General features: G+C 65.2%; 22 protein-coding genes and 3 pseudogenes. 17 read left to right on the forward strand and 8 right to left on the reverse strand.

The window, feature by feature from the left end:
* Window positions 1-201 precede the first annotated feature (201 nt).
* The 10 genes from ACUDAL_RS01185 (at window position 202) to ACUDAL_RS01230 (ending at window position 7439) form a co-directional block, all read left to right on the forward strand.
* Entirely contained in the window at window positions 202-1344 is a 1143-nt protein-coding gene (locus ACUDAL_RS01185; RefSeq protein ID WP_444676829.1) for a BCCT family transporter, read from the forward strand.
* Window positions 1227-1814, forward strand: a complete 588-nt coding sequence (locus ACUDAL_RS01190; RefSeq protein ID WP_444679274.1) for a BCCT family transporter — start codon at window positions 1227-1229, stop codon at window positions 1812-1814. Before ACUDAL_RS01185 ends, ACUDAL_RS01190 begins: the two co-directional genes overlap by 118 nt.
* Window positions 1815-1909: 95 nt before the next feature.
* The gene (locus ACUDAL_RS01195; RefSeq protein WP_444676830.1) at window positions 1910-2236 is read left to right on the forward strand and encodes a thioredoxin family protein; all 327 of its coding nucleotides are present in this window, start codon (window positions 1910-1912) and stop codon (window positions 2234-2236) included.
* 84 nt (window positions 2237-2320) lie between these two features.
* Window positions 2321-2785, forward strand: a complete 465-nt coding sequence (locus ACUDAL_RS01200) for a DUF3618 domain-containing protein (protein WP_444676831.1) — start codon at window positions 2321-2323, stop codon at window positions 2783-2785.
* Window positions 2786-2792: 7 nt separating this feature from the next.
* Complete coding sequence (locus ACUDAL_RS01205; protein ID WP_444676832.1) at window positions 2793-3029, forward strand: copper resistance protein CopC; 237 nt, start codon at window positions 2793-2795, stop codon at window positions 3027-3029.
* Entirely contained in the window at window positions 3016-3177 is a 162-nt protein-coding gene (locus ACUDAL_RS01210; protein ID WP_444676833.1) for a hypothetical protein, read from the forward strand. Before ACUDAL_RS01205 ends, ACUDAL_RS01210 begins: the two co-directional genes overlap by 14 nt.
* Window positions 3178-3332: 155 nt before the next feature.
* Window positions 3333-4178, forward strand: a complete 846-nt coding sequence (locus ACUDAL_RS01215) for a PRC-barrel domain-containing protein (protein WP_444676834.1) — start codon at window positions 3333-3335, stop codon at window positions 4176-4178.
* Window positions 4179-4418: 240 nt separating this feature from the next.
* A complete protein-coding gene (locus ACUDAL_RS01220) occupies window positions 4419-5207 on the forward strand; it encodes an endonuclease/exonuclease/phosphatase family protein (RefSeq protein WP_444676835.1) in 789 nt (262 codons plus the stop codon).
* A complete protein-coding gene (clsB, locus tag ACUDAL_RS01225; protein WP_444676836.1) occupies window positions 5204-6442 on the forward strand; it encodes a cardiolipin synthase ClsB in 1239 nt (412 codons plus the stop codon). The genes ACUDAL_RS01220 and clsB overlap by 4 nt, the downstream gene beginning before the upstream one ends.
* Window positions 6420-7439 carry a lysylphosphatidylglycerol synthase domain-containing protein gene (locus tag ACUDAL_RS01230; protein ID WP_444676837.1) on the forward strand — a complete coding sequence of 340 codons (1020 nt, stop codon included), beginning with the start codon at window positions 6420-6422 and terminating at the stop codon, window positions 7437-7439. The genes clsB and ACUDAL_RS01230 overlap by 23 nt, the downstream gene beginning before the upstream one ends.
* Window positions 7440-7452: 13 nt before the next feature.
* Here ACUDAL_RS01230 and ACUDAL_RS01235 read toward each other — a convergent pair whose 3' ends face one another.
* Window positions 7453-8136: an SGNH hydrolase domain-containing protein gene (locus ACUDAL_RS01235; protein ID WP_444676838.1), complete on the reverse strand. Its 684-nt coding sequence runs from the start codon at window positions 8134-8136 to the stop codon at window positions 7453-7455.
* Entirely contained in the window at window positions 8076-9443 is a 1368-nt protein-coding gene (locus ACUDAL_RS01240) for an acyltransferase family protein (RefSeq protein WP_444676839.1), read from the reverse strand. The genes ACUDAL_RS01235 and ACUDAL_RS01240 overlap by 61 nt, the downstream gene beginning before the upstream one ends.
* Before the next feature lie 390 nt (window positions 9444-9833).
* Between ACUDAL_RS01240 and nfsA the strand changes: the two are divergent.
* Window positions 9834-10563 (forward strand): annotated as a pseudogene (nfsA, locus tag ACUDAL_RS01245) (oxygen-insensitive NADPH nitroreductase).
* Between the two features lie 132 nt (window positions 10564-10695).
* Here the strand turns inward: nfsA and ACUDAL_RS01250 are convergent.
* Both ACUDAL_RS01250 and ACUDAL_RS01255 read right to left on the reverse strand, forming a co-directional pair.
* A pseudogene (locus tag ACUDAL_RS01250) lies at window positions 10696-11610 on the reverse strand (MFS transporter); the annotation flags it as partial.
* A gap of 199 nt (window positions 11611-11809) precedes the next feature.
* The gene (locus ACUDAL_RS01255) at window positions 11810-12376 is read right to left on the reverse strand and encodes a TetR/AcrR family transcriptional regulator (protein ID WP_444676840.1); all 567 of its coding nucleotides are present in this window, start codon (window positions 12374-12376) and stop codon (window positions 11810-11812) included.
* Window positions 12377-12588: 212 nt separating this feature from the next.
* On the opposite strand from ACUDAL_RS01255, the gene ACUDAL_RS01260 reads away from it, so the two are divergent.
* Complete coding sequence (locus ACUDAL_RS01260) at window positions 12589-13620, forward strand: Acg family FMN-binding oxidoreductase (protein WP_444676841.1); 1032 nt, start codon at window positions 12589-12591, stop codon at window positions 13618-13620.
* A gap of 9 nt (window positions 13621-13629) precedes the next feature.
* Here ACUDAL_RS01260 and ACUDAL_RS01265 read toward each other — a convergent pair whose 3' ends face one another.
* Complete coding sequence (locus ACUDAL_RS01265; protein ID WP_444676842.1) at window positions 13630-14118, reverse strand: pyridoxamine 5'-phosphate oxidase family protein; 489 nt, start codon at window positions 14116-14118, stop codon at window positions 13630-13632.
* Window positions 14119-14350: 232 nt separating this feature from the next.
* On the opposite strand from ACUDAL_RS01265, the gene trxC reads away from it, so the two are divergent.
* Window positions 14351-14785 carry a thioredoxin TrxC gene (trxC, locus tag ACUDAL_RS01270; RefSeq protein ID WP_444676843.1) on the forward strand — a complete coding sequence of 145 codons (435 nt, stop codon included), beginning with the start codon at window positions 14351-14353 and terminating at the stop codon, window positions 14783-14785.
* 11 nt (window positions 14786-14796) lie between these two features.
* Here the strand turns inward: trxC and ACUDAL_RS01275 are convergent, their stop codons facing one another.
* Complete coding sequence (locus tag ACUDAL_RS01275) at window positions 14797-15465, reverse strand: 5'-methylthioadenosine/S-adenosylhomocysteine nucleosidase (RefSeq protein WP_444676844.1); 669 nt, start codon at window positions 15463-15465, stop codon at window positions 14797-14799.
* Here ACUDAL_RS01275 and ACUDAL_RS01280 point away from each other — a divergent pair.
* From ACUDAL_RS01280 to ACUDAL_RS01290, 3 genes are read left to right on the forward strand one after another with little or no spacing between them, the layout of a single operon-like run.
* Window positions 15464-15772: a hypothetical protein gene (locus ACUDAL_RS01280; RefSeq protein ID WP_444676845.1), complete on the forward strand. Its 309-nt coding sequence runs from the start codon at window positions 15464-15466 to the stop codon at window positions 15770-15772. The two genes, ACUDAL_RS01275 and ACUDAL_RS01280, sit on opposite strands and share 2 nt — an antisense overlap.
* 5 nt (window positions 15773-15777) lie before the next feature.
* Complete coding sequence (locus ACUDAL_RS01285) at window positions 15778-16473, forward strand: SDR family oxidoreductase (protein ID WP_444676846.1); 696 nt, start codon at window positions 15778-15780, stop codon at window positions 16471-16473.
* Window positions 16419-16607 carry a hypothetical protein gene (locus tag ACUDAL_RS01290; RefSeq protein WP_444676847.1) on the forward strand — a complete coding sequence of 63 codons (189 nt, stop codon included), beginning with the start codon at window positions 16419-16421 and terminating at the stop codon, window positions 16605-16607. Before ACUDAL_RS01285 ends, ACUDAL_RS01290 begins: the two co-directional genes overlap by 55 nt.
* On the opposite strand, the gene ACUDAL_RS01295 is transcribed toward ACUDAL_RS01290, so the two are convergent.
* Window positions 16602-16793, reverse strand: a complete 192-nt coding sequence (locus ACUDAL_RS01295) for a helix-turn-helix domain-containing protein (RefSeq protein ID WP_444679275.1) — start codon at window positions 16791-16793, stop codon at window positions 16602-16604. The genes ACUDAL_RS01290 and ACUDAL_RS01295 overlap by 6 nt on opposite strands.
* Window positions 16770-16977, reverse strand: a pseudogene (locus tag ACUDAL_RS01300) (thioredoxin-disulfide reductase); the annotation flags it as partial. The pseudogene ACUDAL_RS01300 and the gene ACUDAL_RS01295, both read right to left, overlap by 24 nt.
* Window positions 16978-17083: 106 nt before the next feature.
* Here ACUDAL_RS01300 and ACUDAL_RS01305 point away from each other — a divergent pair.
* Window positions 17084-17299 (forward strand): DUF2945 domain-containing protein, encoded by a 216-nt coding sequence (locus ACUDAL_RS01305; protein WP_444676848.1) that lies wholly within the window; start codon window positions 17084-17086, stop codon window positions 17297-17299.
* Window positions 17300-17369 lie beyond the last annotated feature (70 nt).

Consider the following 17369-nt stretch of genomic DNA (forward strand, 5'->3'; position numbering starts at 1 on the left):
CGTAAAGGCCAGCCCCAGGCTAGCACACTCGCCCGCGGCCGGGCTGGGTGTGCAGTTGTGTAAGTGAATGAAGTCCCGCGTAGTGAAGCGTAACGCCGGGCGGGCCGCCACGCGCCGCAGCCCAGCCGCTGCTATCGTTGCCTTAGGCCCGTCGAATGTGGGGCGTCACCAACCGGCGCGGAAGCCGCTACCCAGGAGGCAATGGATATGCCGACTCACTCCGATGCTGATCGCTACGGCAGCGCCAAGCGCCACAATCTGCTGGGCGTGCCCGTTCACCGTGCGGTCTTCCTCACGGCCGCCGCCGTCATCCTGCTGCTGGTCATCGTCGGGGTGACAGTGCCGGACAGGATGCAGCAGGGCGCCGAGGCGGTGCAGGAGGCCATCGCCGACTACTTCGGCTGGTTCTACCTGCTGGCGATGAACGCCTTCCTGGTGCTGGCGCTTTATCTGATCTTCAGCCGCTACGGCAGCGTGCGGCTCGGCGGCGAGGACGAGCGCCCGGAATTCTCCAACTGGGGCTGGTTTTCCATGCTGTTTGCCGCCGGTACCGGGGTAGGGCTGCTGTTCTACGGCGTGGCCGAGCCGCTCTCCTTCTTCTCCGAGCCGCCCTTCGGCGAGGCCGAGAGCGAGCAGGCCGCCCGCGATGCCCTGGTCCACAGCTACTTCCACTGGGGCTTGCACGGCTGGTCCATGTACGGTCTGGTGGGGCTTTCGCTGTGCTACTTCTGTTTCAATCGGGGCCTGCCGCTGACCATCCGCTCGGCCTTCACGCCGCTGCTGGGGCGCAAGCGCGTGGAAGGGCCGATCGGCAACGGTATCGATGCCCTGGCCGCCGCCGGTACCCTGATCGGCGTTGCGGTCTCGCTGGGTCTGGGCGTGCGCCAGATCAACACCGGGCTCGAGCATGCCTACGATATTCCATCCAACCTCGGTGTGCAGATTGCGCTGATTGCCGGCATCACCTCGGTAGCGCTGATCTCGGTACTGACGGGCCTGGCCAAGGGCATCCAGCGGCTGTCGAAGCTGGCGCTGCTGTTCGGTGCGCTGCTGGTGCTCTACGTGTTGGTGCTTGGGCCCACGGCATTCATCTTCAACGCCATGCTGGAGAGCCTGGGCAGTTACCTCAACCAGATTCCCAGCCGCGGTACCTATACCGAGGCCTTCAATCCCCCGATGCCGAGCGCTGGCAGAATGACTGGACCCTGTTCTACTTCGCCTGGTGGATCTCCTGGTCGCCCTTCGTCGGCCTGTTCATCGCCAGGGTGTCGCGCGGCCGCACGCTGCGCGAATACCTGCTGGGGGTGCTGCTGGTGCCGACCCTCACTTCGATACTGTGGCTGACCGTGATGGGGGGCTCGGCGATCTACCGGGAGCTGTACGAGGCGAGCGGGCTGGCCAATATCGTGCACGACGAGCCGGAGCTGGCCTTCTTTCTGTTCCTCGACAACTTCCAGGTGCCCGACTGGCTCGTGCTGACCAGCATGACGCTGATGATCGCCACCGTGGCGATCTTCTTCGTCACCTCGTCGGACTCCGGCTCGCTGATCATCGACATCATCACCTCCGGAGGCGACCCGCACCCATCCAGGATCACGCGGGTGTTCTGGGCGATCATGGAGGGGCTGGTGGCGTCGATCCTGCTCACCGCGGGTGGTCTGGAGGCGTTGCAGGCGGTGGCCACCATCTCGGGCCTGCCGTTTGCCGTGATCCTGCTGCTCATGTGTGCCGGGCTCTATGTCGGTCTGCGTCGATGCGAGCACCCGGGGCGTTCGGCGTCGGTGGAACCCGGCGCCCGCCGTGATCGTGCATGACTCCCGCAGCGGCCGGGTTGAGCGCAGCGGGTATGGCCTCCTAAAGTTGTGCACAGGCAAGCAACGCGTGTGCGAGACACCGCAGGAGGGACGTCATGCCCATGCAAGAGCGCTATCTCGCCGAGGAGCCGAGCCTGGCGGAGGTCACGGCCATGGCCGGGCCGCTGCTGCTCGAATTCGGCACGCCCTGGTGCGGCTACTGCATTTCGGTCCAGTCCTCGCTGGCCATGGCCCTGGCTGAGTACGACGAGGTTCTCCACCTGAAGATCGAGGACGGTCGCGGCCGGCGCCTGGGCCGGGCCTTTCGCGTCAAGCTGTGGCCCACGTTGGTCTTTCTTCGCGACGGCGAGGAGCTGGAACGCCTGGTACGTCCCTCTGGCAGTGCCGTGATCAGGGCGGCGCTTTCGCGTATCGCGGCCTGAACGGCGTGCGCTTGACGCCAGCCCAGCGGCAGGCCAGCTTGAAGGAGCAGCGTTAACCATTGGCAATGCCAAGGAGGTCATGACATGGAGCGTGAACGCAACGCGGAAGTGATCGAAGCGGAGATTCAGGCGACAAGGGCGCACCTCGACGATACCTTGCATGCGCTGGAGCACCGTCTCTCACCGGCACAGCTTCAAAGGGAAGCCCGGGCGCTGCTGCCCAGTGGCGGTTCCCGCCGGTTTCTTTCCAACCTGAGCCAGGCGATCAAGCAGAACCCGGTGCCAGTGCTGCTTACCGGGGTGGGCCTGAGCTGGCTGATCGTCTCCCATCTCAGGTCGCAGCGGCGCCCGGCCCGCCACGCCCAGGCGGGCTACGAGCCCCGCAGAATCCCTGCCTGGCAGGAAGCGCCGCAACGCATGGTGGCCACCCACCTGGGCACCCAGCAAGGGCGCTCGCGCATGTCGCAGCATCGGCCGGACGTGATCGGGATTGCGACGCACCTGGGCACCACTCAGGGCTGGCGCGGCTACGTCCACCCCGGACTCTGAGCGGGCCATGGCGCGTGGTGGCGGGGGCGTCCTCCAAGGGCGAGCCTCGCTCGTCCTGCTGGCCTGGCTAGCGCTGACGCTACCGCCGGTCAACGCCCTGGCAGCGGGTGTCCAACTGGTCGACAGCGTGCCGGAAGATGGTGCGCGGCTCGATGCGCCCCCTGCCCAGCTCGAGATCCGCCTCAGCGAGCCGGTGCGCCTCTCTCATTTCGTGGTTTCTGGCCCGGGGGATGGTGGCGCTTAGCGAAAGCCCGGAAGGTCAGCTGGGCGAGCATCATCGTGCCGTGCCGGCCGAGCCACTGGCACCGGGTGAGCACCGCATCGCCTGGCGCGGCATGGCCGGCGGCGGCACCGAGACGGCCGGTGGCTATCGCTTCGAAATTGCGCCGTGAAGTTGGGGCTTTCTTGCAAATAATTGCTTTTCGTTACGCAACGCTGCGCAATGTTGCTGGAAGCGAAACGGGGCGGCCCTATGCTAAGGGTAGACGCTAGGGACAGTCGCAAGTACAGGCCCGGAAAGCGGGCGCTTACTCAAGGAGGAAGTGACATGAAGATGAAAAGAACCCTGCTGGCCGTTGCCATTGGGGCGATTTCTGCCGGTCTCGCCGGCGGTGCCCTGGCTCAGGCCACTGAGAATGAGGCTGCGAACGACGAGCAGCAGCAGGAGCAGCTGCTCGACAACCAGGAGGCTCAGGGCGGCCAGGAGGACCATAACGGCAACCAGGGTGAGGCGACCGCCGTCGACCAGGATACCGAGGAGGAGGATGCCAACCTCGATGACCTTGATGCCGAAAGCGAGCTGCCCGATGAGGGCGACGACGCCGAGGACTACGAGGAAGTCGATGATGACCTGGATGGCGACCGGGCCGATGCCGACGCCGCAGGGGACACCGAGGCCGGGCAGGCCGAGGATGATGCGGCTGCTCAGGACGATGCGATACAGGCCGACGACGCCGCAGCCCAGCCGGGTGCCGAAGGGCAAACCGCGCAAGGGGGACAGGCCGGTGCGGCGGATGGCTTTGCGGCAACGGGCCCGGCCGACGTGGGCCAGGGTGCCCAGCTGCACGATTCGCTGAGTGGGCTGATGGTCAGCGAAGTAGAGGGCATGACCGTGGTCAACCAGAACGGCGAGAACCTGGGCCGGGTCGAGAATGTGGTGCGCCACGATGATGCCGGCGACCTGCATGCGATCATCACGGTGGGCGGCTTCTGGATCTTCGGCGGCTCCGAGGTGGCGCTGCCGCTGGCCGACATGCAGATGGAAGGTGAGCAGCTGGTGCTGCAGGACATCCTCGGCGAAGACGAGCTTGACGGCATGGCCAGCGACTACGACGAAGACCGCTACAGCGACGTTGACGGCAACCTGATGCTGGGTGAAGCCGCCGGGCGCTGACAAGTCGCCGCGTTAAGCGGCGCTTGCCCGGCAAGCATCGCGGCAACGAAGGCAAGGCCAGGGGCCTTGCCTTTCGTGTTTCCGGCGCGGGTGCATGGGCGGCATGCGCTCATCCTGCGGGCATGGCGGCGTGTCATGTCCGCTTCATGCCAAAGCATGGTTCGGCATCCCCTGCTACGCTTTTTCTGACTGGCTGGCCAGGCAGGCCTTCATCGTCAACGCAGGAAAAGGATGTCAGCAGTGAAAGTGACGGACAGGACGCCGCAGCAGGCGATTGCCCAAGCAGCGCCGGTGAGTTCGCTGCAGGTCATGACGATCAACGTGCACAAGGGCTTCAACGTCTTCAACCGACGCCATATCCTGCCGGAACTGCGTGATGCCGTGACCACGCTGTCGGCGGACATGGTGTTCCTGCAGGAAGTGCTCGGCGAACACCGCAAGCACGCGCTGCGCTTTCGCGACTGGCCGGGCGTGCCCCAGTACGAATACCTGGCCGACACCATGTGGCCCGAGTTTGCCTATGGCCGCAATGCGGTCTACCCCGATGGCGACCATGGCAATGCGCTGCTGTCGCGCTTTCCGATTCGGCACTATGAAAACCGCGACGTATCCATTCATGGCACCGAGAAACGCGGGCTGCTGCACTGTCAGCTCGATGTCCCGGGCCAGCCGCCCGTGCATGCCGTGTGCGTGCACCTGGGGCTGCGTCAGGGGCACCGCCTGGAACAGATGAAGCTGCTTTGCCAGCTGCTTGACGAGCTACCGGGCGATGAGCCGGTGATCGTGGCGGGTGATTTCAACGACTGGCGGCTGCGGGCCGATGCGGTACTGGCCGAGTGCGGCCTGCACGAGGCCTTTGTGCACTGCCATGGGCGCCCGGCGAAGACCTTTCCGGCGCACTGGCCCCTGCTGCGCCTCGACCGCATCTACGTGCGCAACGCCAGCGTGCACAACCCCCGCGCCCTCTCGCGCAAGCCATGGTCGCATCTGTCCGACCATGTTCCCCTCATCGCAGAGATAGGCCTGTGAAATTCCAATGGAAGGAAGGCAACCGCGCCGACCTCTTGATCAATGGAAGCGAATACTTTCCCGCCGTGTTCGACGCCATCCGGGCGGCGCGGCGAGAGATCCTGATCGAGACCTTCATCATCTTCAATGACGAGGTCGGCCAGGCGCTCAAGGCGGCACTGATCGATGCCGCATCGCGCGGGGTGCGCATCGAAGTGACGGTGGATGGCTACGGCACGGCGGATCTGGACGGCGACTACATCGCCGAGCTGGCTGCCGCCGGCGTGCACATGCACAGCTACGACCCGCAGCCGCGGCGGCTCGGCGTGCGCACCAACCTGTTTCGCCGCCTGCACCGCAAGATTGTGGTAGTGGATGGCGAGCTGGCCTTCATCAGTGGCATCAACTACGGCTGGGACCACCTGCCCGAGAAGTACGCCATGGGCAAGCAGGATTACGGCGTGCGCGTGCGCGGGCCGATCGTCGGTGACATCCGCCGTGCCGCCCGGGCGCTGCTGGTGGAGCACCAGGCCGTGCAAGACCTGCCCGACAGCCAAGGCGAGACTGCACCCGCGGGCGACGCTCCCATGCGCCTGGCCATTCGCGACAACTACCGCCACCGCACCGATATCGAGGATCACTATGTCGCGGCGATTCGTGCGGCCAGGCGTCGGCTGCTGATCGCCAACGCCTATTTCTTCCCCAGCTACCGGCTCTGGCACGAGCTGCGCACGGCGGCGCGCCGTGGGGTCGACGTCATTTTGATCCTGCAGGGCCGGCCCGACATGCCGTGGGCCCGGGTGCTTTCCAGCTCGCTCTATAGCTACCTGCTGAAGGATGGCATCCGTATCTACGAGTACAAGGAGCGCCCGCTGCACGCCAAGATCGCCATCGCCGACGAAGAGTGGGCCACGGTGGGCTCGAGCAATCTCGACCCGCTGAGCCTGTCGCTGAACCTGGAGGCCAACCTGTTCATCCGCGATGCCGAACTCAACCGGCAGCTCCACGCGCACCTGACGGGGTTGATCGACGACAGCTGCCACCTGATCACCCCGGAAGTGGCGGAACGCGGGCGCTGGTGGCGCGCCCCGCTGATGTTCATGAGCTACCACTTCCTGCGTCATTTTCCCGTCAGCATGGGCTGGCAGCCGGGGCACACGCCGCGGCTGGAACCGTTGACCGACAAGCCGCCAGGGAAACAGCAGGCGCTCAACGACGCCGACAAGGAGGGGTATGAAAGCGAACGCAACGGCTAGTTCACTGACCCGCCAGCGCTGGCTCGGCTGGGCCAAGCGCGCCGTTACCCTGGTGTTCTTCGTGCTGGTGGCGGCCCTGCTGGTGACGCTGATGCGCAACGTGGACTGGCCCGCCGTGGCGGAAGCGCTGCGCGGCTACGGTGTGCTGACGCTGCTGGCCGGTGCCGGTATCGCCGCGGCCAGCTACCTCGTATTCAGCAGCTATGACCTGCTCGGCAAGGCCTACACCGGCCATGCGCTGCCGGCCAGGCGGGTGATGCTGGTGGCCTTCGTGTGCTACGCCTTCAACCTTAACCTGGGCGCCTGGGTCGGCAGCCTGGCCATGCGCTATCGGCTCTACACGCGCCTGGGCCTGGGTGTGGCCACCGTAACGCGGGTGCTCAGCGTGAGCCTGATCGCCAACTGGTTGGGCTACATGCTTCTGGCCGGCGCGATCTTTGCGTTTCGCCTGCTCGAGCTGCCGCAGAGCTGGGAGATCGGCGCCGCAGGGCTGCAGGTGATCGGCGTCGGACTGCTCGTCGTTTCCTTCGCCTACCTGGCTGCCTGTCGCTTTTCCCGCCGGCGCCTGTGGCAGGTGCGCGGCCATGAGATCGTACTGCCGCCTCTGCGGCTGGCGCTGCTGCAGGCCGCCCTAGGGGCGCTGAACTGGACGCTGATGGCGGCGCTGATCTACCTGCTGCTGCCGCCGGGGCTGTTCTTCCCCGGCATTCTCGGCATCCTGCTGATCAGCGCCATCGCCGGGGTGATTACCCACATACCCGCCGGTCTCGGGGTGCTGGAAGCAGTGTTCCTGGCGCTGCTGCAGCATCAGGTGGCGCCCAGCGTGGTGCTTGCCGCGCTGATCGGCTACCGGGCGCTCTATTTTCTGCTGCCGCTGGTTGTGGCCTGCCTGGCGTACCTGGCGCTCGAACGGCGCGGGCGCAAGCGCAAGCGTGAGGCCCGGCGAGACACCCTGGCAGCGCCAGGCCGGGCCGAGACCAAGGCGGAAGACGACTGAGCCGCCGGCCGCCCTAACCGAACAGCTCGGGAAAGGCACGCTCCATGCGCCGCTCCAGCATCTCGCTCAGGTACATCACGTAGGGCACGTGGACGTGGTCGGTGTCGCGGTAGATCAAAAACCCCTCGTAGGTGACGGGGCACAGGCCGTCGGCACAGAAAGCGTCCGTCATGTCGATCGAAGTGATCAGCGCCGCATACTCACGCGCCGGGTCCTGTTCGGCGAGCACCTCCTCCTGGGCGACCGCGCATTCCAGATAATCGAGGCGATTGCGATGCAGACACTCGGGCACGTCGAAGTCGAAGCGCGGGTTGTCGCGAATGCCGAGCACCGGAATACCGTGCCGGGCAAGGGCACGCCAGTTTTCCACGTAGCCTTCCGGCACGCTCTCCTCGCCGGGCTCGGTGCGGGTGGAGTTGGTGATCACGGCCACCGGATCCAGCTGCACGATCGCCTCCAGGGCGTTTGCGTTCCACGCCACGCAGGAGGCGTTCGAGTCCTCGACCACGCCGAACGGACATGACGACTTGGTCATGTTGACGATCTTGAAACCGTTGTCCTCGCCGATCTCTTCCAGCGCCGGCAGCCACTGGGTGGCATGCGAGCCACCGACGAGCACCACTACCCGCTCCGAGCTTAGGTCACCGAACTCGCAGGTGATCGCCTCGTCATCCTCCTGCGATTGGTGGCAGTCCATCTCATAGGGCGCTGGCAGGGTGTCGCGTGCGGCGATGAGCTCCGCCCGGTCCACGGCAATGGGGTCTTCCTCCAGCCGTATGCCGGCCTCTTCCCGAGGGGCGATCTCCCCTTTTCCAAGGCCACCATCACGCTGCTTTGTATCTGATTGAGTTCGCTTCGGTAAAAGGAGGCAAGGGTAGCCACCGGGGCGAGAAATAGCGCGCCGATGACATAGCCAGAGACCGCCTTGCGGCGGGGTATCAGCAGGGTGGGGCTTTCGACCAGCGTCTTGGTCAGGTAGGACAGGCCGAAGGAGAGCAGAATGATGAGCAGGCCCGGCACCAGGCCGACCGTGCCGGCGTTGAAGAACTCGCGGTAGAACACCAGCAGCGGCCAGTGCCACAGGTACAGGGTGAAGGACATGCCGCCGATGAACACCAGCGGCCGAGACGCCAGCAGCCTGTTTCGATGGCTGCCCAGGCCCGAGAGAATCACCAGCAGGGCGGCGGCCACCGGGAACAGCGCGACCGGGCCGGGAAAATGCGCGCCCCGTGGGATGAGGGCGGCGCTGGCCGCGACCAGCGCCAGGCCCAGCACGCTCAGCCAAGGCGCCAGCCCATTGCGCAGCCTTGCCCATGGGGAAAGCAGGAATAGCAGCCCGCCGGCCAGGAACTCCCAACCCCTGGCGAAGGTGTTGAAGTAGGTCGAGACGGGGTCGCGGGCCACGGCGGCGGTGGCGTAGAGGAAAGAGGCGGCCAGCAGCAGCGCAAAGCCAAGCACCAGCGGCAGGGGCGAACGCACCCTGCGCGCCCACAGGGCCAGCGGCAGCAGCACGAAGGGCAGCAGCGCATAGAACTGCACCTGTACGGAGAGTGCCCAGAATTGCTGCACGGGGCTGGCCGGAATATCGGAGGCCAGGTAGTCGACCGAACGCCGCATCAGCAGGAAGTTCTCCAGGTGCAGCATCGCCGCGATCACTTCGTTCACGAACCCCTTGATCAGGGAGGGCGGCAGAAGATAAAAGCCCGCCGCCAGCGTACCCAGCAGCACGACATAGGCCGAAGGTGCGATCCTCACGATAATTCGGGACCAGAAGCGCCATACGCTGCTCATCCCTTCGCCGAGGAAGCCTCGCATCAGCAGGGCGGTCATCAGGAAACCGGAGACGACGATGAAGATGTCTACGCCGCCGGACACCTTGTTGAACCAAATATGAAACACCATGATCGTGATGGCGCCGACGGCTCTCAGGCCCTGAATGTCTTCCCGGTAGCCGGCTGCACCATAGTGGCGTTCGAGCGTGAAGTCCTCTCCTTTCGCAAGCAAAGCGCTGCCCTCCTTGAGCATGTTTACCGATGACGTTCACGATGATTTTGGGTCGGATGATGCTACCTTGGGAGGGGTTTTTCTGGCGACTTCACGTCAGTTACAAAACTTCTTTAGCGTAAGAATTAGAAATTTTTTATCGTCTTTTGTGTGGCTGCGTAAAAATGGGTAAGGGGCGCCTTGCGGGAGACAATCGCTGGCTGAGGCTTCGGAATGTGCCGTAAGGGTCAGCAGCGTGGGCAGCGAGGCTGAGTCGAACGGGCAGAAATTCCGGTTAACTGTGCGGCAAGCGTAGCACATGACAGCAGCGTTCAGCGGCAGGCATGCAATATCGCGCAGGCTGAATGATAATAAGCAGGTTAACGAACGACACGCACTTCGCGAGGCGACATGAACCCCACCATCGAACTGCTGAAATCCCATCGCTCGATCCGCAAGTTCACCGAACGCAAGATCCCCCACGAGCTGCTGCGGGAATTGATCAGCGCCGGCCAGGCCGCGGCGACCTCCAACCACGTGCAGGCCTACAGCGTCATTCACGTCACCAACCCGGTCAACCGCGAGAAGATCGCCGAGCTGACCGGTGGCCAGGGTATGTCGCCAGCGCCTCCGATTTTCTGGTGTTCTGTGCCGACATGAAGCGACCCACCGAGGCCGCCGAGCGCATCGGTGCCCATGTCGTGCGCGGCATGACCGAGCAGCTGCTGGTGGCCAGCATCGACGCCGCGCTGATGGCTCAGAACGTCGCCATCGCCGCCGAATCCGAAGGGCTCGGCATCTGCTACATCGGTGGTATTCGCAACAACCCTCAGGCGGTCAGCGACCTGCTGCACCTCCCTGAGCACGTTTACCCGGTGTTCGGCATGTGCCTCGGCTACCCGGCGCACGAGCCGGACATCAAGCCGCGCCTGCCGGTGGAGGCGATCCTCAAGGAGGACGCCTACTGCGACGACAGCGAGCTGGTGGCCGCCTACGACGACGCCATGCAGACCTACTACGGCCAGCGCAAGGGGGCAACAAGGACACCAACTGGTCGAAGAGCCTCACCCCGCTGTTCACCAGCAAGCTGCGGGCCCATATGCGCGAATTCCTGACCAGGCGCGGCTTCGAGATGAAGTGACGGCTGCCGCCCGCACCCTCTCTGCCGCACCTTCTGGGCGGGCTGCCCAAGGCCGCGGTCACTGCCGCTCGCAACTCGCCTGGCGGCACTTCGCCCCGCTACGCGCAGCCACCACACTCCCAGCCCGGCAACGGCCAGCCCCAGGGCGGAGAAGAGCCAGAAGGTGGTGGTGTGGCCTTCAGCTTCGACCAGCCAGCCGGCCAGCGGCGAACCGATGACCTGGCCGACCGACGTGGCAAGCAGCGGCAGCACCGGGCCGAAGGCGGGCGATTCGGCCATGATCTCGATGCTCCTGACCAGGTGGAAACCGGTCAGTGTCATGTAGCCGATGCCGAACAGGGCCGCCGATACCAGCGCCAGGACGAAGCTGCCGGGCGCAACGGCCAGCAGGACCAGGCCGGCGGACAGCACCACTAGCCCTACCGCGTGGCTGGCAGCCTGACCGATGCGCGCGATGAGATCACCAGCGCCGCCGCCTGCCAGCCCCCCAACGCCCACCGCCAGCCACATCCAGGCGGTCTGGCTCGGCCCCAGCCCGCCGGCGGCGATCGCCGCATCGGGCGCGAATACCCAGTAGGCCGCGCTCACACAGCCCATGCCGGCGGCCAGGCCACTCAGCCGGGCGATGGCGTGCCACTGGTCTCGGCTCACCGGCAGGGCCGCAAGGGAAAGCCGCGGTGGCTGGGTTGTGCGATCCTCATGGGGCAGGAGCAGGAAGCCAGCCAGGGCGCCCAGGGCCGCCAGGGCGGCAAACCCGAGATAGGCGCTGCGCCAGGCCTCGGCCCAGATCAGCACCGCGGGCATGGCCAGCGCAATGCCCACACTGGTGCCAGCGTTGATGGTGGCATTGACCCGCCCGCGCAGCCGGGAGGGCACCGTTCGGGATACCGCCTGTGCCATTGCCGGCGAGGAGAGGCCGGTGCTGACGCCGCAGACCAGCACGCCCGCGGCCAGCAGCAGGGAGGAGGGTGCCACGGCAATGGCGACCAGCCCGACCCCGGCCAGGCCGGCGGCGGCGACGCCGGCACGGCGAACCCCCAGGCGCTGGGTAACCCAGGAGCGGCCAGGATGGCGAAGACGAAGCTCAAAAACGGCAGGGCGCCGATGACTCCGGCCATGGTGGAAGAGATCGTCAGCTCGTCGCGCATGGCAGGCAGAAACAGGCCGAACACGAAGCGCGCCAGCCCATAGGTGATGGCGATGATCCCGCTGCCGAGCGCCGCCATGCCGAGGGGTGAGAGGCGCATCATGGTGTCTCGCTGCGGGCCGCTGCGAGCAGGGCGTCGACCACTGCCCGAGTGTCCGTCAGGCCCGCCCGCATGCCCAGCAGCACCACCGCCGTGTTGCTGCCTTCCAGCACCAGGAAGAGACGGCGCGCTAGGTCGGTGGCGTGCGCCAGGCCATCGCGTGCTACCGCGACTTCGAAGCGGGCCAGCAGCTCGCGCTTGGCGGCTGTTGCCAGGGCATGGATCTCGGCGCTGTGCCCGGCGAACTCGCCCATCGCCTTGACCAGGATGCAGCCCTGCTGGCTGCACTGCGCCAGCCAGCGGCCGTGAGCCTCGACCAGCGCCAGGGTCGCCTCGCCCGGCAGTGCGGCGGCACTGGCCGCCTCCAGGCTGGCCATGAAGCGTTCATGGCGGGCCTGCAGCACCGCCGCGACCAGCGCCTCCTTGGAGTCAAAGTGGTTGTAGAGCGTCATGCGCACCACTCCGGCCGCCGCCACGATGCGGTCGATGCCGGTGGCGTGAAATCCCTCTTCGTAGAAGAGTCGCTCGGCCGTGGCGAGCAGTTGGTCGCGCTTTGAAGCTGGCATTCGCTTGTGCTCCTGTTTCTCTATGCTTATATAGACCGGTCTATCTAAATATGACTCTATCTAAGACCACGAAGGGGAGCGTGTCAAAAGCGTCATGCCTAGGAGTGTCTGCGACGAGCAGCCTGACGTTCCGGTCTTTTTCCCGGGTGGTTAGCCGCTAAACTGAGGCAAGCAGGGGCTTCGGCAGCGGCGTGGGCAGGGTGGGACGAGCGATGAACTACGAACAGGTAGTGGCGAGTCTGTGGCGTCATGGCAGTGGGCAAGCAACCGATCGAGCCGCGCGGCTGAACGAACTCATTCGCTATGCCACCCTGGCCCCTTCGGGGCATAACACCCAGTGCTGGCGCTTCAGAGTCGCGGATGAGGCCATCACCATCCTGCCGGATCTCACGCGGCGCACCCCAGTGGTCGATCCGGACGACCACCATCTCTACGTTTCGTTGGGCTGCGCCGCCGAGAATCTTAGCCTGGCTGCGCAGGCGCTCGGCATGCAGGGCGAGGTCTTGTTTCATGCAGAAGGCGATGGAGAAGTACGCGTCACGTTGGCACCCTGCCCACCGGAGCGCTCCCCACTGTTCGAGGCTATCCCGGCCCGCCAGTGCAGCCGCAGCGACTACGACGGCTTGCCCGTTACCGACCAGGAGCTCTACCTCCTTCAGGGCGCCGGAACAGGAAAAGGGGTATCCATCAGCCTGCTGACCGAACGGCCGGCGATAGAGCAAGTCCTAGCCTTCGTGCTTCAGGCCAATGGCCGGCAAATTGCGAACCGGGCATTCCGAGAGGAGCTAGAAGCCTGGATCCGCTTCGGTGAGCGCGAGGCCCTCGAAGCCGGGGATGGGCTCTTTGCGCGTGCGATGGGGAGCCCGCCGACTCCGCGCTGGCTCGGCAGATGGCTATTCCGCGCCCTGTTTCGACAAGGCGCCGAAAGCGCCAAGGTGGCCCGCCAGGTACGCAGCTCCGCCGGCATTGCCGTGTTCATCTCGGAGAGCGATGACAAGGCCAACTGGGTGGAAGCCGGGCGCTGCTATCAGCGTTTCGCCCTGCAGGCCACGGCACTCGGCATCTGCAACGCCTTCATTAACCAGCCGGTAGAGGAGGCCAGCGTACGCCCGGCGTTCGCCGAAGCCTTGGGCATCGTAGGCGGGCGCCCCGACCTGGTGGTGAGGTTCGGCCGGGGCAAGGCAATGCCGCGCTCCCTACGGCGACCGGTGGAAGCGGTTCTCATGCCCGGGGGCATGGCATGAAGCGGGGGCTCAGCCGCCGAACTTCTCGTTCTCGCCCACGTTGGGCTTGGCGTCCTTCTTGAGGTTGGCCTTGGCGAACTCGTAGAGCTGGAACACCTTGCTCTCCTTGGCCTTCCAGTGCTCGCCCATGGTCACCTTTACCTCCAGCATGGCGACGTCCGGGTCGTCCTTGCCTTCGGTGAACCAGGCGGCCACGAACGGGTTCCAGTACTTCTCGATCAGCTCGCGATCATCGGTCAGGTTGGCGGTGCCGGAGAGCGAAACGTACACGCCCTTGTCGGGGTCGGCAAAGCTCAGGCAGACCTCATGGTCGCGGTCGGTTTCCGACACTTTTTCGGCGCTGCGCCGGGTGAAGAACCACAGGGTGCCGTCGTACTCCTTCTGCACCAGATGCATCGGTCGCGCGCGCGGCATCTCGCCGTCCAGGGTAACCAGCATGCCGACCTGAATCTCCTCGATCAGCTTCCATATCTTCTGTTTGTGCTCCGGGCTGGACATGGTGTCGACCTCCTGTCGAATCGCGTGGGTAACAGGGTTTCAGCCTCAGCTAGCCGGGCCAACCCCGGCAAACGGAGCAATGAATCGAATTCGCTTCCTATCGGCGCATGGGAAGCGCCGAATGCCTCTACCGTTCGGCTCACCGGAACCTGCCGGCAAGACCCTGCTTGGCTTTACTTTGCGGCCAGAAGCCTCCATATCCATACTTATCCCACCTATCCGGAGCCCCACCATGTCCGACTCCCTGCACCTGGCCTGCCCCCACTGCCAGGCGATCAACCGCGTGGCCACGGCGCGCCTGGCCGCCTCGCGCTGTGGCAAGTGCAAGCAGCCCATGTTCACCGGCGCGCCGCTTGAGCTCACTGGCGCCAACTACACGGCGCTGATCGAGCGCAGCGAGCTGCCGGTGGTGGTGGACTTCTGGGCCGGCTGGTGCGGCCCGTGCAAGATGATGGCGCCGGTGTTCGCCCAGGCCGCCGCCGAGCTGGAGCCGCGCATCCGCTTCGCCAAGCTCGACACCGAGGCGGAGCCGACCCTGGCTGGGCGCTTCGGCATTCGCAGCATTCCCACCCTGATCGTGTTCCAGCAGGGGCGTGAGATCGCCCGCCAGGCCGGGCTGATGCAAGGGCCGCAGCTCAAGCACTGGCTTAAACCCTTCCTGGCCTGATACCCCAAAGGTCAGCGATCCAGCAGGCCTTCGGCCAGCGCCTCGCCAAGCCGGTCCACGGCGGTGGCCAGCTTCTCGTCGATGACATGCAGGTACTCCGTCCAGTCATCCACGTGGTGCAGCTCCGCCTTGCCGTCTGAGATACCGCGCAGCGCCACCAGCGGCACTCCGAAGCGGGTGCAGGCGCGCAGGCAGGCGTAGCTCTCCATGTCCACCATGTCGGCGGCGATGGCGGCATAGGCCTCGCCCGAGACGATGTTGGCGCCGGTGGAGAGCGTGGCCTCGGCAATGCCGGGGATACGCAGCGGCAGCGGAACGATCGCGGGCAGGTCGAGAAAGGGCGTGGAGCCCTTCTCGAAGCCCAGCGGTGAGGCGTCCATGTCGCGGTAAGCCACGGAGGTCGCCTGATAGACCTCGGCCTGCTCCAGCTTTCGGCTGCCCGCCGAGCCCAGCGACACCACCAGATCTGGCAGCCGCTCCTGCTGGGCAAGCGTGGCCAACGCCGCGGTGAGTTCCACCGCCGCCTCCACCGGGCCAATGCCGGTCATGAGCGGCGTGAAACGCTGCCTGAGGTGTGGGCCGTACTCGGCCTCGGCCGCCATCACGAAAAGCACGTGGCGGCTGCCGAGAGCCGTCAGCCTGTGCTCGTCGTGGTCATCGGTTCGGTTATCTGACGTCATGGAGTTGCTCATCGACGCTGTATGCCTTGGCATGGGGGTGGGTGTTCCAGTGTACTGGCTCGCCATGCGATATGCCGCTGTCGGGCAGGGCTTGGCCATGCATGGCGCCTTCCCGGTGGGCAAATCTCGCTCGACCTTGCCAAGGATCAATATCACCAAGTGGGAAAAGGCCGATAAACGAGCGAAGGCGAGGCTCGCCGACGCCGGGCAAAGCCCTGGGCTGCGCTGGCCCTGTCGTGCCACCGTTGCTGACCCCTTCGTTCCCGTCGCCCCTGCTTCTGGGCACGGCTTCCACTTGAAAAGGTAAGTGCTGTGAATAAAACCGTCTTGATCACTGGCGCAGCGTCGGGCATGGGCAAGGCCACTGCGCTGCTGCTCGCCGAGCATGGTTATACCGTCTATGCCGGCATCCGCAATGACAGCCAGGCGCTGCTCGACGAGGCCGGCCAGCGCGGCCTGACTGTCCATACCGTTCCGTTGGATGTGCAGGAGACTGCGTCGATTCGGAACGCCGTGCAGCACGTTATCGAAAAAGAAGGGAAGCTCGATGTACTGGTTAACAATGCCGGCTTCGGACTTCTTGCCAGCCTGGAAGAAGGTACCGACGAGGAAATCTTCAAGCAGTTCGACGTGAATGTCTTCGGCTTGATCAAGACGACCCGTGAAGTTCTGCCGCATATGCGAAATGCCGGCAGCGGCGTGATCATCAACATTTCCTCCTTCCTGGGCAAAATGGGCCTGCCCCTGCTCTCGCACTACAATGCCAGCAAGTACGCGGTCGAAGGCATCACCGACTCGCTGAGGTTCGAGGTTGCCCCCTTCGGCATTCGAGTACATTCCGTTCTGGCCGGCCTGTTCGGCACCAACTTCGTGAAGAAAGGCCTTGTCGCCAACAGCCGCACGACCGGCGACGACTCCCCTACCAGGCGCTGGTCTCCCATCTCGTGCCGATCGTGGCCAAGGCCATCAATGAAGGCCCCGACCCGCTGCCGATCGCGCAGGCCGTGAAGTCGATCATCGAGAACGAGGAGAGCGAGATCGCCGTGAAGGTTGGCCAGGAGGCAGAGCTGTTCGTGCCCATGCGCAAGGAGATGGACGACAAGGCTTTCGAAGCGAAGATAAAGGAAACCTTCGGACTATAAGCCGCCTGTCGGCGGCGCCTCGACGATGTCGATACACCCGCGGGAGAGGTGTGGCCATCCTCGGCGCTCGAACTCCTTGAGCAGGCGGCTCACCACTTCCCTGGCCGTGCCCAGCTCCACGGCCAGGGTCTGGTGGGTGATGTGCAGCGGGCTCTGGGCGGCGCGTTCGGCGTCCAGTGCGGCCATGCAGCCATGCCGGCAGACGTGTCGCCTGGCGGTAGACGTGATCCGTCACGTCGCCCGCCGCGAACACGCCGGGCACCGAGAAGGCCGTGGCGTTGCCGGCAAGCCCGCTGCGTACGCGGATGTTGCTGTCGATCATGGGCAGCTACCCGCGAAACAGCTCAGTGTTGGGCTTGTGGCCGATGGCCCCGGCCGCAGCGGAACCCCTTGTCGCGTTTGCCGGAAGCGTGCCGCCCGGGGGCTGCCTGAACTACGCTTCACTCCGTTGAACCCTTTTCGTCATGAGGTGAACCATGGCCAAGCGATTCAAGGTGGGTGACCACGTGAGCTGGAACTCCGAGGCGGGGCGTGTCAGCGGCAAGATCATCCGCGTCCATACCCAGGACACGGAGTACAAAGGACACCGGCGCCACGCCAGCGAGGATGAACCGCAATACGAGATCAAGAGCGACAAGACCGAACACATTGCCATGCACAAGGACTCGGCGCTGACCAAGAAGGACGACTGACAAGTGGGATGAGGGCGGCCCCAGGCAAGTGATCGCCACACAAGGCGCTGCGCTTCCCCAATGCTCAAGG

Origin of the sequence: Halomonas sp. E19, assembly GCF_052439355.1 — a bacterium.
Lineage (GTDB): Bacteria > Pseudomonadota > Gammaproteobacteria > Pseudomonadales > Halomonadaceae > Halomonas.